At 63.2% G+C, this 13,521-nt stretch carries 12 protein-coding genes and 1 pseudogene; 4 read left to right on the forward strand and 9 right to left on the reverse strand.

The features are described 5' to 3' along the window. On the reverse strand, positions 1–217 hold a 217-nt coding region (locus tag QOC89_RS30355; RefSeq protein ID WP_323048420.1), incomplete at its 3' end, for an ATP-binding cassette domain-containing protein. A gap of 183 nt (positions 218–400) precedes the next feature. Here QOC89_RS30355 and QOC89_RS30360 point away from each other — a divergent pair. Next, positions 401–979: a hypothetical protein gene (locus QOC89_RS30360; protein WP_323048421.1), complete on the forward strand. Its 579-nt coding sequence runs from the start codon at positions 401–403 to the stop codon at positions 977–979. Between the two features lie 35 nt (positions 980–1,014). Here QOC89_RS30360 and QOC89_RS30365 read toward each other — a convergent pair whose 3' ends face one another. From QOC89_RS30365 to QOC89_RS30375, 3 genes are read right to left on the reverse strand one after another with little or no spacing between them, the layout of a single operon-like run. Further along, complete coding sequence (locus QOC89_RS30365) at positions 1,015–2,478, reverse strand: efflux transporter outer membrane subunit (protein ID WP_323048431.1); 1,464 nt, start codon at positions 2,476–2,478, stop codon at positions 1,015–1,017. A 1-nt stretch (position 2,479) separates the two neighbouring features. Further along, a complete protein-coding gene (locus QOC89_RS30370) occupies positions 2,480–3,682 on the reverse strand; it encodes an efflux RND transporter periplasmic adaptor subunit (RefSeq protein ID WP_323048422.1) in 1,203 nt (400 codons plus the stop codon). After that, positions 3,672–6,863: an efflux RND transporter permease subunit gene (locus QOC89_RS30375; protein WP_323048423.1), complete on the reverse strand. Its 3,192-nt coding sequence runs from the start codon at positions 6,861–6,863 to the stop codon at positions 3,672–3,674. The genes QOC89_RS30370 and QOC89_RS30375 overlap by 11 nt, the downstream gene beginning before the upstream one ends. Before the next feature lie 211 nt (positions 6,864–7,074). Between QOC89_RS30375 and QOC89_RS30380 the strand changes: the two genes are divergently transcribed. Continuing rightward, positions 7,075–7,548: a hypothetical protein gene (locus tag QOC89_RS30380; protein ID WP_323048424.1), complete on the forward strand. Its 474-nt coding sequence runs from the start codon at positions 7,075–7,077 to the stop codon at positions 7,546–7,548. Between the two features lie 43 nt (positions 7,549–7,591). On the opposite strand, the gene QOC89_RS30385 is transcribed toward QOC89_RS30380, so the two are convergent. From QOC89_RS30385 to QOC89_RS30405, 5 genes are all read right to left on the reverse strand, one after another. Beyond that, positions 7,592–7,954 (reverse strand): translation initiation factor Sui1, encoded by a 363-nt coding sequence (locus QOC89_RS30385; RefSeq protein ID WP_323048425.1) that lies wholly within the window; start codon positions 7,952–7,954, stop codon positions 7,592–7,594. Between the two features lie 50 nt (positions 7,955–8,004). Further along, positions 8,005–9,180 carry a GGDEF domain-containing protein gene (locus QOC89_RS30390; protein ID WP_323048426.1) on the reverse strand — a complete coding sequence of 392 codons (1,176 nt, stop codon included), beginning with the start codon at positions 9,178–9,180 and terminating at the stop codon, positions 8,005–8,007. 163 nt (positions 9,181–9,343) lie between these two features. Next, on the reverse strand, positions 9,344–10,240 hold the full coding sequence (locus QOC89_RS30395; RefSeq protein ID WP_323048427.1) for a LysR family transcriptional regulator: 897 nt from the start codon (positions 10,238–10,240) through the stop codon (positions 9,344–9,346). A gap of 124 nt (positions 10,241–10,364) precedes the next feature. Beyond that, positions 10,365–12,446 (reverse strand): pyridoxamine 5'-phosphate oxidase family protein, encoded by a 2,082-nt coding sequence (locus QOC89_RS30400; protein ID WP_323048428.1) that lies wholly within the window; start codon positions 12,444–12,446, stop codon positions 10,365–10,367. Between the two features lie 55 nt (positions 12,447–12,501). Then, positions 12,502–12,786 (reverse strand): glutathione S-transferase N-terminal domain-containing protein, encoded by a 285-nt coding sequence (locus tag QOC89_RS30405; RefSeq protein ID WP_323048429.1) that lies wholly within the window; start codon positions 12,784–12,786, stop codon positions 12,502–12,504. Between the two features lie 248 nt (positions 12,787–13,034). Here QOC89_RS30405 and QOC89_RS30410 point away from each other — a divergent pair, with 248 nt between their 5' ends. Beyond that, entirely contained in the window at positions 13,035–13,313 is a 279-nt protein-coding gene (locus QOC89_RS30410) for a DUF1488 family protein (protein WP_323048430.1), read from the forward strand. A gap of 19 nt (positions 13,314–13,332) precedes the next feature. Then, positions 13,333–13,440: pseudogene (locus QOC89_RS30415) on the forward strand (phosphate ABC transporter substrate-binding protein); the annotation flags it as partial. Positions 13,441–13,521: the final 81 nt, after the last annotated feature.

The following is a 13,521-nucleotide window of genomic DNA, read 5'->3' on the forward strand; positions in this document are numbered from 1 at the left end:
GGCCGACTTCCACGCACCCGGATTGCGGCGTGAGCAGCCCCGAAATGAGATTGAAGAGCGTGCTCTTGCCAGCCCCGCTGCGCCCGACGATCGACACGATTTCGCCACTGCCGACGCTGAAATCCAGCCTATCGAAAATGGGCACGCTGTCGCCGTCGGCGGTCTGGAACGCATGACTCAGTTCGCAAACCCGCAAGCGCTCACTGGGATTGGCCACAGGCGCTGAAACCTCCGCCCGGTGTGGCGAAGAAAAATTTGGAGAACTCATGGACATCCTTTGAAGAAACGCAATTGCAAGCGTGATGCAACAAGACCACCCTCCTTCCCGACCTCGGCGCCGCGGTTCTCAGAGACCTGTGCAGCGCCGACACTGAAAACTGCGCATCACACACAATGCATAATGCACATCTCAAAAAAAGACACCAACGAATCAAAAAAGCAGGACGCGTTGCCGGGCGCAAGTGCGACAACATGGCGCATGCGAGCATTTTCGCGGGACCAAGGATCTGACCAGCATCATTGGGGATCGAGGTCTGAAACGACTGGCCACTTGCCGCTGATAAGCTTGACTTACGGTGCGATACAGCCGGGCGACGTCCTGAAAACGAGCCGTCCATCAAACAGTCACGCGATGGTCGTCTATGCGAACGACCAGAAAGGCGCCGACAAGCAAGGCCACGCGACGTGGCAATTCGACAAAAGCATCGACTACAAAGGTCTTCAGTTTGAAGGGCTCTACGGCTTTTCGAATCAGCCGGGCGGCTTCTCCGACAACAATGCCTATAGCGCCGGCGTGCAGTATCGCAACGGGCCGGTGACAGCTGGCCTGGCGTTCCTTCAGGTCAATTCGCCGAACGACGCCAATCCTCGTGGGGATCTTTCAGAGAGCGGCGGGCGACGCACAGTACGCGCAGATCTATTCGCTTTCGCCGTCCACCACCAGGTCGCAAGTCTCAGCGGTGATCGGCATGCGGCATAAGAGGTAGGCGTTTTACCTGCCTCGCTCGACTGGCATCACCCCTTGGAACCGCCGGCGGCGGGCAGCGCCGGCGCTTGCGCGGCGCTTGCGAGTTCCGCGCTCGACCAGCCGCCGCCAAGCGCCTTGATCAATTGCACGTTCGCACTCAGCAAGCGGGTCTGGATATCCAGCACGCCGCTTTGTGCATCAAGCGCTGCTGTCTGCGCCTGGACGACGTCGAGATAGCCCACCGCGCCCTGCCGGTAGCGGCTCAATGCCAGATCGACGGAATGCTGGGCTGCATCGTCGGCATCACGCTGCTCGCCGAGCGCCGTGCCGAGGTCCTGCAGCAGCGAAAGATTGTCCTCGATCTGCCGGAATGCCGACAACACGACGCCGCGATAACGGGCCCCCGCTTCGTCGGTCGCCGCTTTCGCCGAATCGAGTTGCGCGCGGCGCAGGCCGCCGTCGAAAACATACTGCGCAAGTTGCGGCCCGATTGCCCAGAAAATGTTCGGCGCGCTGACCAGCCCGGCATACACGGAACTCTGCACGCCGGCCTGCAAGCTCAGCGTGATCGACGGGAAATAAGCGGCGCGCGCCACGCCGATCTTCGCGTTCGCCTCGGCCACGCGACGCTCGGCCGCCGCGATGTCGGGACGCCGCTGCAAGAGCGTAGACGGCAGGCCCATGGGAATGACCGGCAGCGGGATCGACGCGGTGTTCGACGGCAGACTGAACTCCGATGCGGACGCGCCGATCAATTCGGCGATCGCGTGCTCGATCAACGCGCGCTGGGCGATGTTCTGCGACAACTGCGATTTCGCCGACGCCAACTGCGTCTTCGCCCGCGAAACGTCGAGCCCCGACACGATCCCGCCGCCATGCAGCGTCTGCGTAAGCTCCAGGGCGCGTGCGTAGGCCGCCACGGTATCGGTCAGCAATCTGGTCTGCTGGTCGAGCCCGCGCAGGCGGATAAAATTGTCGGCGAGCTCGATCTGCAAGCTCAGTTGCACGGAGGCAAGATCGGCCTTGGTGGCCTGCGCTTCGTCCTTGCCGGCCACCACGGAATCGCGCACGCGGCCCCACAAATCGAGGTCGTAATCGATCTCGCCGCCGATGGTGGCGGAGTTGTAATAGTCAGGCCCACCGGCACGCAACGGCCGCGTATCCGACTGCCGGTCGCGCTGCGGAACCGCGCTCGCGCTGATCGTCGGATACAGGCCGGACGACACCTGATCGACGAACGCCTTGGCCTCGCGATAATGCGCATAGGCCGCGGCAAGGTCGGTATTGTTCGCCAGCAGGCGCTGTTCGAGGTCGTCGAGTTGCGGGTCGTTATAGATCTTCCACCAGTCGGTACGGCTCAGCTGATCCGCAGGTTGCGCGCTGACCCACGGGCCGATCGTGCGATATTGGGCGGCGACCCGCGTCGGCGGCACGTGGTAGTCCGGCGCGAGCGAACACGCCGCAAGCGCGAAGGTGCCGGCAAGCAGCGCCGGAACCTTCAGCGTAGCCATCCTAACCATTCGCGCCTCCCTTGCCAGCAGCGCCGGCGGCGGCGGCGCCGCTCGCGACCTGCACACGATCGCCGGCGACCAGACCGTCCGGCGGCGTATCGATCACGCGGTCCGTCGCGGCGAGCCCCGAGCCGATCTCGACCGAGTCGCCGAAATCGCGGTTGATCGTGACCGTCTTGAACGCGACGAGGCCGTTCGCCCCGAGCGTCGCGACCCGCAGGCCGTGCGCGTCGAAGATGAGTGCGCTGGCGGGCACCCGCACCGCGTTCTGCTGCACCGGCAGCTTGAATTGCAGGCTCGCGAAACCGCCCGGCAACAGCTTGCCGTCGGTGTTGTCGACCAGTAACTGAACCAGCGTCGTGCCCGAGGCCGCGTTGACGGAATCCGCCGCCGCGACCACGCGCGCGGTGAAGTACTGACCCGGGTATTCCGGCACGCTCAGCGTCGCGGTCGTGCCGCTGCGCACATCGGGCGCGTAACTCTGCGGTACCTGCACGTACACGCGCAGGCGCTTCACATCGGAGACCACGAACAGCTCCTGGCCGACGCCGCCACTGCCGGCGTTGATCAGCGCGCCGACGTCCGTGTCGCGCGCGGTCACCACACCATCGAACGGCGCGACGATGCGCTCGAAACCCTTGGTGGCGAGCAGGCGGTCGACATTGGCCTGCGCGGCCGCCACCGCCGCTTTCTTCGCGGTGTAATCGCCGGTGCGTTCGTCGACTTCCTGCTGCGCGACCGAATCGGTACCGAGCAGCGCCTGCCAGCGCTTCGCGGTGGTCCCGGCCAGCGCCGCGTTAGCCTGCGCGCTCGTCAGGTCCGCGCGCGCCTGCAGCAGTTGCTGGTCGAGTTCGGGCGATTCGATCACGGCGAGCAGTTGCCCCGCTTTCACCGGCGTGCCGATGTCGACGCTCCACGACTTCAGATAGCCGCTCACCCGCGCGAAGATCGGTGCACGCGAATATGCTTCGAGATGCGAAGGCAGATCGAGCGTCGGTCCGTTTGCCGCGCTCACCGGATTGATCACGGTGACCGTGGGAATGACCTGCGCGTTGGTCCACGATTTCAGATTACGGGCATCGACGGCGCGCAGCGTCACGCCTGCCGCGACTACGATGACAGCGACGGCAATCGCGGTCACGCCGATGACGACGAGGCGGCGGCGCGGCACCGGCTGGTTGGTGACAATAGGTTCAGACGACATGAGCAGGACCTCCCGTGGCGGGTGTCGGGGCAATCGCACGGCCAGGGCGCGAGTGAACGATGCAGAAAATCACCGGCACGAGGAGCAGTGACGCGGTGGTAGCGAAAATCAGGCCGCCGATGACGGCGCGGCCAAGCGGTGCGTTCTGTTCACCGCCCTCGCCCATTGCCAGTGCCATCGGCGCCATGCCGATGATCATCGACAAAGCCGTCATCAGCACCGGACGGAAGCGGGTGAAGCCGGCTTCGAGCGCGGCCTTGAACGGATCGCCGTGCTCGGCGAGACGCTCGCGGCAGAAGCTGACCACGAGAATGGAGTTGGCGGTCGCCACCCCCATGCACATGATCGCGCCTGTCAGCGCGGGAACGGACAGCGTGGTGTGGGTGGCGAACAGCATCCAGATGATGCCGGCGAGCGCCGCCGGCAACGCCATGACGATCACGAACGGATCGGCCCACGACTGGAAGTTGACCACCACGATCAGATAGATCAGCACGACCGCGCCCAGCAGCCCGAACAGCATGCCGGCGAACGCGCTGTTCATGGTCTGCACCTGGCCGAGCAACGCGATCGACGAACCCTTCGGCAGCGTGCCGGCATTGTTCTGCACCACGCGCTGGATGTCGGCCGACACCGCGCCGAGATCGCGATCCTGGGTGGTGGCGAAAATCTCGACCATCGGCTGGATGTTGTACTGGCTGACCACCGCGTTGGTATTCGCGCGCTGGACGGTCGCGAGGCCGCCGAGGATTTGTCCGGTGCTCTGCAGGGTCGACGTGATCGGCAGATTCTGCAGCGCGGCGAGCGAATCCAGATTGTATTGCGGCGTCTGCATCACGATCGGATACGACACGCCGTTCGCGTTGTTCAGCCAGAACGTCGGCGCGACCTGACTCGAGCCGGCGAGGTTCACCACCAGGCTGTTGGTCACGTCGCGTTCGTTGATGCCGAGCAGTTGCGCGCGCGTACGATCCACGTCGACGTTGAAGGTCGGCGAATTTTGCGCCTGCTGGATGCGTGCGTCGACCACGCCGGGAATCTGGCGGATCTCGCGCAGCAGGCGGCTCGCATAGGCGAAATTCGCGGGCAGGTTGTTGCCGCGCACCTGCAGATCGACCGGCGCGGGCGAGCCGAAGTTCAGGATCTGGCTGATGATGTCCGCCGGCGGGAACGAGAAGGTCACGCCCGGATAGAGGCGCGGCAACTTCTCACGCATCTCGCGCACGTAGTCGGCGGTCGGACGGTGATCTTCGTTCAACGCGATCTGGATGTCGCCGTCCTGCGAGCCGATCGTGCCGGTATTGTTGTACGCGAGATTGATACCGCTCACCGGCAAGCCGATGTTGTCCACCATCGTGCCGAGTTCGGCGGGCGGGATGATCTGGCGAATCGAGCTTTCCACGTCCGCGAAGATCTGCGCGGTCTTTTCGACCCGCACGCCGACCGGCGCGCGGACATGCAGCAAGATCTGACCGGCGTCCACCGCCGGGAAAAAGTTGCGGCCCAGCATCGGCACCAGCGCGAACGACAGCAGCACGAAACCGAGGAAGCAGCTCACGAACGGCTTACGATGGTTCAGCGCCAGTTCGAGAATGCCGTGATAGCCGGCACGGACTTTTTCGAAACGCCGCTCGAAGCCCTGCTGGAACCGTCCAAGCGGACCAGGGCGTTTCTTTTCATGCTCCTCTTCATTCAGATTGTGCGGATGCAGCAGGTACTTCGCCATGGTCGGCACGAGCGTGCGCGACAGGATGAACGAAGAGACCATCGCGAAGATCACGGCCTCGGCCATCGGCACGAACAGGAAGCGCGCCACGCCATCGAGGAAGAACATCGGCACGAACACGATACAGATACACAGCAGCGCGACGAAGGCCGGCGTAACGATCTGCGCGGCGCCGTCGAGAATCGCCTCTTCAACCTGCTTGCCCTGCTCCAGATGCCAGTTGATGTTCTCGATGGTCACCGTCGCATCGTCGACCAGAATCCCCACCGCGAGCGCGAGGCCGCCGAGCGTCATGATGTTGAGCGTCTCGCCGAGCGCCGACAAGGTCGCGATCGAGCCGAGAATCGCCAGCGGAATCGAGGTCGCGATAATCACCGTGGAACGCCAGCTGCCGAGGAACAGCAGGATCATCAGGCTGGTCAGCGCCGCCGCGATCACGCCTTCGCGCGCCACGCCGCTGATCGCCGCCCGCACGAACAACGACTGGTCGCCGATCGGCGCGATCTGCAACGCGTCGGGCAACGACGCTTTCGCATCGAGCACGTGCTGCTTGATCCCCGAGATGATGCCGAGCGTCGACACCGAGCCGTTCTTCAGGACGGACATCAGCACCGAGCGTTTGCCGTCCACGTGCACAATATTGGTTTGCGGCGGACTGCCGTCGCGCACATTGGCGACGTCGTGGATATACACGGTGGTGCCGTTGACCGCCTTGATCGGCAGGTCGCCGAGCGCCTTGAGCGCGGACGGTGCGTTGTTCAGTTGCAGCGTGTATTCGTGATCGCCGATCTTTTCCGTGCCGATCGGCGTCAACAGGTTCTGACTCGCGAGCGCGTTCGCGACGTCTTGCGCGGACAGACCGCGCGCCTGCATCGCGGCCGGGTTGACGTCGATCTGCACCTGGCGCGACTTGCCGCCGAACGGATACGGAATCGACGCGCCGGCCACGGTGACGAGCGCCGGGCGCAACTGGTTCAAGCCGAGGTCGCCGAGGTTCTGTTCCGAAAGACCTTTGCCCGACAACGCGAGCTGGATGATCGGCACCGTCGACGCGTTGTAGTTCAGGATCAGCGGCGGCGTGGTTCCCGGCGGCAATTGACGCAACTGCGTCTGCGCGACCGCGGTGACCTGCGCGTTGGCGTTACTGATGTTCACGCCCGGCTGAAAGAAGATCTTGATGATCCCGAAGCCATTCACCGATTCGGCTTCCATATGCTGGATGTCGTTGACGGTGGTGGTCAGCGAGCGCTCGAACGGCGACGTGATCCGTCCCACCATCTGGTCCGGCGGCAGACCCGTGTATTGCCACACGACGCTGATCACGGGAATGCGGATGTCGGGAAAGATATCGGTCGGCGTTTTGAGCGCGGACAGGGGTCCTATGATCAGAATAAGGATCGCCAGGACGACGAAGGTGTAGGGCCGCCGGAGCGCGACACGTACTAGGGCGAGCATGAGAATTCCAGCACTTGGGGTTGAACTGAACGGCGTCCTGACTTCGCATCGCGCGTCACCTGGCGAGGCACGGCTGCGCCTCACCACGAAGCCCGCGCGGGGTGGCGCGCCGGACAATGCGGGAATGTACACAACCGGAATTAATTTTGCAGCCGGTTGATGCGCATTCGCTTAGCCGGTGGAGTCTATCCTCGCCAATTCTTGACTCTGTGTGAAAACTGGCGGACAGGCGTTTGACCTATACGTGATAGCGTTTTCCGGCCGATCATTCACCCCGGATACATGCACGGAATCGCCCTTCAAGACCATTGAACGACGCAGTCATTTTTTTATTACCAATATTTACGATCCGAGTTTTCGTGCGCGAAAAATAGCATTCGTGGTGTTTCCCACAATAGTTTCGTTTAAAGCTTCACGAAAATCAGGTGAATTCGATTGTTCGCGTGTTTCGTGCGCTGGAGGTCAGCGCGTCATGATGCTTCTTGCGTCCGGCAACGGCGAGAGCGCGATCGGCGTGGTGAACGGCATCCGTCCATGCGCGCCCGGCAAGCGCTTGCAAGGCGAGGCGCAAGGCTTCTTCGACGTGCTGGGATGCGGTGTTGCCCGTGGTGGAGTAGGTGCGTCTCTCCGGCATACGGTCCTGATGTTGACCGCCGGATCGTACTCATTGTTTGCGCACGCTTGATGACGAACGTTTTATTTTTCGACCGCGAGCGCTCGTCGAGCGATCAGCCGCCAGCCCGCTTCGCACTATGGCCGTATTTTTTCAGTGCTTCGATGACCCGCTCGCAATGGTCGCCCTGCACTTCGATCACGCCATCCTTGACCGTTCCACCCGAGCCGCAAGCCGCGCGCAATTGTTTGCCCAGCACCGCCAACGCAACAGGATCGAGCGCCAGCCCTTTCACGAGCGTCACACTCTTGCCGCCTCGCCCTTTGGTCTCGCGACTCACTCGCACCACGCCATCACCTGCCGGTCGAGTCTTCGCGATTGTCTTGCAGACACATTGCGCGAGCACCTGGCTGCATTCGGGGCACATCCGGCCGCCCTCGGTGGAATAGACAAGGCCGCCTTTTGAACTATGTTTCATGATCGATTGACTCAAAAACACGTGAAACGCGCAGCGCGACGAGTCGAGCCTTAGGCCGCCGAGCGGCGCGCATCGGTCTGCGCCAGTTCAAGCCGGTTACCGCCGAGCGATTTCGCGCTATACAACGCCTGATCGGCGGCTGCCAGCAGGTCGGCAAGCGTGGCCGCTTCACTGCCGGACTGCGCGAGGCCGACGCTGACCGTGGCGCGTATGACGACGTTACGAATCCGGTGAGAAATCGTCCTGGCGAAACGTCCAACCACGGCCTCGCCGACCTCTTTGGCACGGAGACAATCGTGGCCAGGCAGCAGGGCAACGAACTCTTCTCCTCCGATGCGGGCAAGCAAGGCTTTGGGTCCCACCACGCTGCGCGTGATTTCCGCGAACGACTTCAGAACCGCGTCACCCGTCTCGTGACCATACCGGTCATTGATCGTCTTGAAGTGATCGAGATCGAAGGCGAGAAGTGAAACCGGTTGCGAGACGCCGCTGTCGCGCACGACGCGTGCGCCCTCTTCGAAAAACCATCTGCGATTGCCAAGACCGGTCAGATAGTCCGTTTGCGACTCCTGCAGGAGCTGGCTATGGGTTTCCTCGCGGATCATCGCCAGCAAGGTCATTGGCAGGATCACCGAATACAGGACGCCCTCGTACATCGTGATCTTGGCGGCAATGGACAGCATGTCGTGCCCATACACCGTCACCAACCCAGGCAAGACAGATGCCCTGGCGGCATAAAAGAGCGCATGGATGCCCGCCACGATCACCGCGACATGCCGTGATTTCAGCGATTTCATCCCCTCGCTTCGCAGTAGCTCGAGAGACGTCAAGCCGGACGCCACCGCGATTGGAATCGCACTCACATAGTTCCACAGCGCGTCCTGCCAGCGCGCGCCCGCGACCGCCCAGGCCAGCGCCACCAGAACGAGAATGCCTAGCGAACTTGCACTGTATTTCCGCTTGTTCAGGCATGCGACACCGCGCAGCACCAACAGATAGCCGGCAACAATGATGAAGTTGCTCAAGCCCGCGCCCAGCGCACCGGGCAGGTCGCGACGAAACGCGGCGGCGGCACAGCCGATTGCAAGCGTGGCGTAGCCTGCTGCCAGGATCCGCAATTCCTTGCTGCGCCTCGGATGAGTTCGATGCTCCCAGAGGGTCAGCCCAGAACTGGCGAGTAGCGTTCCGATTGCGAGAAGATAGAAGGTAATGAGATCGAGATGCATCGCTGACGTAAGGGCTCTACGCCGGTACATCACGGCGGCAGGCGCATTTTACGCTGAAAATTTATACAACAGACGATTGCCGGGCTTCGGCCGCCGACCTGCCACCAGCCGCTTGCATTGGGACTGTGCTAATAAGCCGGGCATTCAAGGAAGCGCCATCCCGTCAAATCCAGGCTTGGGCGCGCAACGTCTCGATGGCGAGGTCGAGGAATGAGCGGACCCTCTGGTTGGCGTGCCGGCCTTCGCGATGCACGACGTGGACCGGGAGCGCCGCCGGTTCATAGTCGGCCAGCACAATTTTCAGCGTGCCAGCCTCGATCTCACGGGCCACCTGATACGACATCAAACGCGCGACCCCGAATCCCGCGATGGCCGCCGCGATCGCCGACTCATTCGTGGTGGTGGTCAGGCGTGGTTGAATTGGCACGGCCAGCGGCTGCCGGTCCGCGGCAAAACGCCATTCGGGCGCGGGCGAGACACCGCTTGCCTGAATCGTGGTGTGGCCGGCCAGATCCTCGGGGCGCTGTGGCACACCGTATTGCTCCAGATAAGCCGGAGCCGCGCACAAGACGCGCCGCACCTTGCCCACCGCGATCGCTTGCAGCGACGAACTCGGCAGTTCGCCGATCCGCACCGCGACGTCCGCGCCTTCGTCGACCAGATTCACAATGCGGTCGAGAAACCAGCAGTTGACGTTGACCGCCGGAAAGCGCGTCAGATAGTCGAGCACGACCGGCATCAGATGCAGCTTGCCGAACATCACGGGCGCAGTGACGGTCAATTGACCGCGCGGCGCTGCGTGCGTGCCGGTCGCCGTGACTTCCGCTGCGTCGATGTCGCCGAGTATGCGGCGACAGTCTTCGAAATACGTCGCCCCGGCTTCCGTCAGCCTGACGATGCGGGTGGTCCGTGTCAGCAACCTGACGCCGAGGCGTTCTTCCAGTTCGGTCACCATCCGGCTCACGACCGAGGGTGACACATTCAGCTTACGCGCCGCCGAGGCGAAACCCTCCGTTTCGACGACGGTCACGAACGTCGTCATTGCTTGAAGTCGGTCCATATCTGTCTGGATGTGCGCGTGGGCGATCGATGCGCACTCGCTGATCGACAGAAGACCTCGATCGGCGGTGCGGAGTCGCCAAGCATAGCAGCCGCGCGGTCCATCAGGCGTGAGCGAGCTCACGTCAAAGATCCAGTTGCAAATGTCCGGGGCTGCCTGCCTCCGCTTGCGCCGGCACCGCGCAACAGATCAGTGCTTCGTCGTCGGCCACCTTGAACTCGGGCACGACGGGATAAGCCACTGCCCCTTCGACGATACGGGTGCGGCAGGTCCCGCAACTCCCGCCGCGACAACCGAAGGCCGGCTCCAGGCCCCGCGACTCAGCCAGCTCCAGCAACGAACCGCTGCCTGGAGTCCAGCGCGCTTCCTTGCCGGACTTGACGAATGCAACCGGCGTCGGTTTATCCGCGGGCGCATGCACAGGACCTACGTCGACGCCGGCGTCCGCCTGACGGCGCACCCCGGCCGGGCCAAACGCCTCAGCATGAATCCGGCGATCGGCAATGTTCAGCTTGCGCAGTCCGTCGTACAGCGACTGCATGAACGCCGCCGGTCCGCACAGATAAAAATCGTAGTCGTTGAACGGGAGCTTCTCGCTCAGCAGCGCGATATCGAGCCGGCCGACCGCGTCGAAATTCGTGCACTTTTGCGCGCCCTCGCTATCGGTCAGCGTGCGCACCACGTGCACCGCACCATTGGCCCGCGCCGCCAATTGATCGATTTCCGCCGTAAAGGCCCGCTCGGCGAGCGTGCGCGCCGAATGAAAAAACCACGTTGGACGGACCCGGCGCGTACGCAAGCCTTCATACACGAGGTGGCGCAACATCGCGAGCATGGGCGTCACGCCGACTCCCGCTGCGAGCAGCACCGCCGGCCGACGTTCGGCGGCGTCGACGGTGAACTGGCCGGCCGGCGCGCGCGCCTCGATGACACTGTCGACCCGCAGCGTGTCGTGCAGATACGCGGAAACCAGGCCCTGGCGCTTGACGCTGATCCGGTAGAAGCCGTCCGCCGGCGCCGTCGACAGCGTGTAGGTCCGGATCGTGGGTCTGGCACAACCGGGCAGCTCGACGCGAATCGGCAGATGCTGACCCGCCGCGTGCGGGATGAGGCCGGCGCCATCGAGCGGTTCGAGGTGGAAGGAACGGATCACCGAACTTTCGTCGACGATCTTCGTAACCTTGAACGGACGCCAGGTTTCAGCCAGTGCCTGCGCACTCAGGCGGCTCGCCACCTCGTCCCAGCTCCCGGTCATCAGCGAGTTGGGCGACCAGCCGTTGGCCTGGAACGTCCAGCGCAGCGGCAACGCGCCGGCGCGGTAGACGATACGGCGCGGCTTGAAACGCCACAGCCGCTCGGCGCCCTGAAACGCGGCGATTTCGGGCGAGTCGAGATCGACTTGCGCCTCTCCCGTGAGTTGCAACAGATCGCCGCTTTCGAAGTCGGCGAACACGAGTCCCGCCCGCGAATTGATCAGGAAGTTACCGAGCGTGGCGAAAAACAGGTTGCCGGCGAAGTCCGGAATCGTCAGCACGCCATCTTCGGCGAGGCGCACGAAGCCGGCCTTGCCGCCGCGATGCGAGACGTCGACCTGGCGGCCGTTGGGTTCGTCGACATAGGAGGCGACGAAGAACGTGTCGGCGGTATGGATCATCGCGCGTGCCCGTTCCGACAGTTGCTCGAGCTGCACCGGCTCGACGGGCGACGGACTCGCCGGGTCGCGCACGAAACCGGCGTCGCGCTTCTGGATGTATTGCGGGCAGTTGCCGAAACTCTGCGCCACGTCGACGTCGAAGCCAGTCCCGGTGTTATGGCTCACTACGCCGTTCAGGCGATTGCGCCGGCGCGTATGCAGCTCGATGCCCAGCAGACCCACCGCGTCGCCATCGTCCAGACCCGCGGACGCGGGATCGTGCGCGTCTCGCACCCGTTCGACGTGCAGCGTGTGCGGGCTCGGCGCCTGCAGAAATCCTGGCTTACCGGCGAGCAGCGTGGCCCACACGTCGCCTTCGTGATCCACCGTGCCGAGCGCGACAAACGGAAGCTGCGGGAAAAACGTCCGATGCTGATCCGGCATGAAGCGGCGAACATTGCGCCGCCCGATCTCATCCATCCGCTCCGCCACGCCCACGGCACGTTGCAGCTTCAGTTCTCCCGCATGCCAGGGCGAAGGCGAAGGCACGTTGTCTGTCGAAGTTGGGCTCACGGCTGCACTCCTGTCCGGATGACGATCAAGCGATAAGTCTGCGAAGCGAGTCCGCTTACGCGGCGAGGCCTACCGGCGTCTTCCTGAACTCGACAAAACCCGGCAACGCTTCGATGCGCCGCAGCCACGCATTGACGTTCGGGTAACCGGAGAGGTCGACATTGCCTTCCGGCGCAAGCACCGGAACCTGGCCGAAACGGTTCAGCTTGAGGAATTCCGCTGACTTGTGCGCGCCCTTCATCAGATCGACCTCGATGAGTTCATGTTCGACGCCGAGCAGCGACAGCAGTAGACGGGCGCGATGCGAGTGGCCGGACAGCGGGTGGTAATAGAGCTTCATGGTGATCTTCCTTGGTTGGCGGTGTGGCGGGAAACCCGAACCACTGGAACGAAGTCTAGGGAGACCATCCGCTTTCCAGAATACATCGCGAGGTCAAATCACCATTCTCGTAACGAGAACAGTGGCCGCCCCTCTATCCGTACCTAACCGGGCGCCGCGCTTTCTTGCGCCAAATGCCGGTTTTCCAACATACTGAAAGCTTACGGCCGCTCATCCTGAGGACTCGGGTAGGCAGGCAGGAGATGGCTATGTCGGTATATGTCGATGAAGGATTCAGGCCCTGTGTCACGGAATGCGCGACCGTCGCCTTCCGGGTGTGTTTCGATGATCGGGCGGCGGTCTTCGAGGTTAGCGCCGAGGCACTGATGACCTATTGTGGCGCCGCGAGCAAACGGCGCAGTGACCTCCTCGTCGCGTTCGAAGACGCGCAGATGGAGATCCTGAAGGTGGTGGAATGCAAATGGCCGTTCAAACAGAGCGAGCCCGTGCGGTTGGGGCTCGACGAATTCCGAATGGTCAGACATTAGCTGTGACAGAATCACCTCCATGACCTGGATCGCCGCGCTGCCGATGTACAACGTGACGCCCGCGCTCGCCACCGCGTGGCCCGAGTGGCTGGACGACGTGTTGCGCATGGCCAAGCCGGCGTGCCGTTAGGGTATGCGCGCCTCGTTTGAGTCTCGCTTAGGCGTTGCTTAGGCCTCGTTCAGGTTTTATTGGGGTCTCTCAGGGTTC

Source organism: Paraburkholderia sp. (assembly GCF_034668105.1).
Classification (GTDB): domain Bacteria; phylum Pseudomonadota; class Gammaproteobacteria; order Burkholderiales; family Burkholderiaceae; genus Paraburkholderia.

What these genes read in the sequence shown, in the direction of transcription:
- QOC89_RS30360 (WP_323048421.1), top strand. Translation starts at nt 401, where the DNA reads ATGCACATCTCAAAAAAAGACACCAACGAATCAAAAAAGCAGGACGCG.
- QOC89_RS30365 (WP_323048431.1), bottom strand. Translation starts at nt 2,478, where the DNA reads ATGGCTACGCTGAAGGTTCCGGCGCTGCTTGCCGGCACCTTCGCGCTT.
- QOC89_RS30370 (WP_323048422.1), bottom strand. Translation starts at nt 3,682, where the DNA reads ATGTCGTCTGAACCTATTGTCACCAACCAGCCGGTGCCGCGCCGCCGC.
- QOC89_RS30375 (WP_323048423.1), bottom strand. Translation starts at nt 6,863, where the DNA reads ATGCTCGCCCTAGTACGTGTCGCGCTCCGGCGGCCCTACACCTTCGTC.
- QOC89_RS30385 (WP_323048425.1), bottom strand. Translation starts at nt 7,954, where the DNA reads ATGAAACATAGTTCAAAAGGCGGCCTTGTCTATTCCACCGAGGGCGGC.
- QOC89_RS30390 (WP_323048426.1), bottom strand. Translation starts at nt 9,180, where the DNA reads ATGCATCTCGATCTCATTACCTTCTATCTTCTCGCAATCGGAACGCTA.
- QOC89_RS30395 (WP_323048427.1), bottom strand. Translation starts at nt 10,240, where the DNA reads ATGGACCGACTTCAAGCAATGACGACGTTCGTGACCGTCGTCGAAACG.
- QOC89_RS30405 (WP_323048429.1), bottom strand. Translation starts at nt 12,786, where the DNA reads ATGAAGCTCTATTACCACCCGCTGTCCGGCCACTCGCATCGCGCCCGT.
- QOC89_RS30410 (WP_323048430.1), top strand. Translation starts at nt 13,035, where the DNA reads ATGTCGGTATATGTCGATGAAGGATTCAGGCCCTGTGTCACGGAATGC.